The organism is Aeromonas sp. Y311-2 (assembly GCF_027706025.1).
Taxonomy (GTDB): domain Bacteria; phylum Pseudomonadota; class Gammaproteobacteria; order Enterobacterales; family Aeromonadaceae; genus Aeromonas; species Aeromonas veronii.
Map to the genome: position 1 here is coordinate 1 of NZ_JAPDCL010000063.1, position 1,813 is coordinate 1,813.

General features: G+C 59.8%; 1 protein-coding gene and 1 pseudogene. Both read right to left on the reverse strand.

The features are described 5' to 3' along the window. Positions 1 to 461 (reverse strand): annotated as a pseudogene (istB, locus tag OKC42_RS22600) (IS21-like element ISAs29 family helper ATPase IstB); the annotation flags it as partial. 14 nt (positions 462 to 475) lie between these two features. Continuing rightward, positions 476 to 1,813 (reverse strand): IS21 family transposase (gene istA, locus OKC42_RS22605; protein ID WP_270820933.1); only part of this gene is annotated, 1,338 nt, incomplete at its 5' end.

Genomic DNA, 1,813 nt, shown 5'->3' on the forward strand with positions numbered 1-1,813 from the left:
AGTCTGGCGTAACTGCCATCTACCTTGGCCTGGCTCAGCTCAAGTAGCAGACGCGGCAGCCGGTAGTAACGAGTGCTATGCCCTTGCTGACAGGCTTGGTAGCCCAGCGCACAAGCCAGGTAGGTTTTTCCACAGCCACAGGGGCCGGTAATGAGCAGGTTCTGGCCTCGGCGCAGCCACTCTCCTTGGGCCAGGTTTGCAACCTGTGACCGCTCCAGGTTGCGTGCAGACTGGTAGTCCACCTCTTGCACCGTGGCTTGGAGTTTGAGCCGCGCCTGCTTGACTAGCCGAGCTTGTTTACGTTGCTCCCGGCTCAGTTGTTCGTGTTCGACCAGCAGGCTTAGACGCTCGATGAAGGGCAGCCCTTCGTAGGTACTGGCCTGTTCCAGTTGTTGTTGCACTGCATCCGCCATGCCGGTCAGTTTCAGGTTTCTCAGGCGGGTCAGGGTTTGTTGGGTCATGGGGCGTATCCTCTTTAGTGGAAGCTCTGGGGGCCACGGATGTTCTCGTGCTCTTGCGGTAACTCTGGGTAGCTCAGCGGGCTTTCGGGCAGTTGGTCGCGGCCACTGGTCAGCACCGACTTGAGCTGTTTGAGTCGCACCAGTCCTTCCCGATTAGCCAACTGACAGCAGGCCTCGACCCGTGATGGCGGATACTCCCGGCTAAGACTCAGTAGCCCCAGGCAGAGTCGGTATGCCTGCTCGACATGGGCTTTCTCTTCCAGCCGTTCGCTCACCCAGCACAAGGTGCCCGGTCCGATATCAGCAGCCCACTGCTTGAGACGGCCTGGCGTCCAGCGTTGCTGCTTGCTGTGGCGTTCCGGCATGTGCTCCGGGATCGTGCTCATCCCCGGGATGGTTTTACGCGGATGGCTCGCGACCAGCTGTTGCTGGTGATAGACCTGAAGCAAAGTGTCGCCAGCATGGAGCTCCAGTTGCTGGCCCACATACTGGTGTGGCACCGAGTAGTGGTGCTGCTCATAGCTGACGTGATAGTCGATGTTGACCTTGACCGTTTTGATGGCGACATAGCGATAGGGATGCACCGGCAGTGGTCCCAGCGCCGGGCGGTCCAACTGCTCAAACGCCTCGCGCCGGTTACCGGGCAGTTGCTTGAACGGGCGCTCGTTGAGTTCGTCCAGCAAGGCCCGGATGCACTGGTTGAGCTCGGCCAGCGAGAAAAAGGTCTGGTGGCGCAAGCGGGCGAGGATCCAGCGCTCGACGATCTGCACACCCACCTCAGCCTTGGCTTTATCCTTGGGCTTGTAAGGGCGAGCTGGCATCACTGCCACCTGATAGTGCTCGGCCAACTGCTGGTAGCTGGGGTTGAGCTCGGGATCGTATCGGCAAGCCTTGCTGACACCGCTTTTGAGGTTGTCGGGGATCAGCAGTGCAGGTGTACCGCCGAAAAACTCAAAGGCACGGACATGGCTTTGCAACCAGTCCGGCAGTGACTGTGACCAGGTAGCCTCGGCAAAGGTGTAGTTGGACGCACCAAGCACGGCGACAAAGATCTGGGCCTGACGGACCTCCCCCGTGGAGGGCGAGGCGATGGGCACCGTGGGCCCGCAGTAGTCGATAAAGAGCTTTTCCCCCGCCTTGTGGATCTGGCGCATGGAGCGCTTTTGCAACTGACACCAGGATTTGTAACGGTCGCAGAACTGGGAGTAGCTGTAACAGCTGTTGGGATAGCGCTGGGTGTACTCCTCCCAGAGCAGTTGTTTGGAGACCCCCTTACGCTTGAGCTCCTGATGGACAGAGGGCCAATCCGGTACAACATGGCGGGCCGAGATGGTGGTATCGGCCTGCGGATA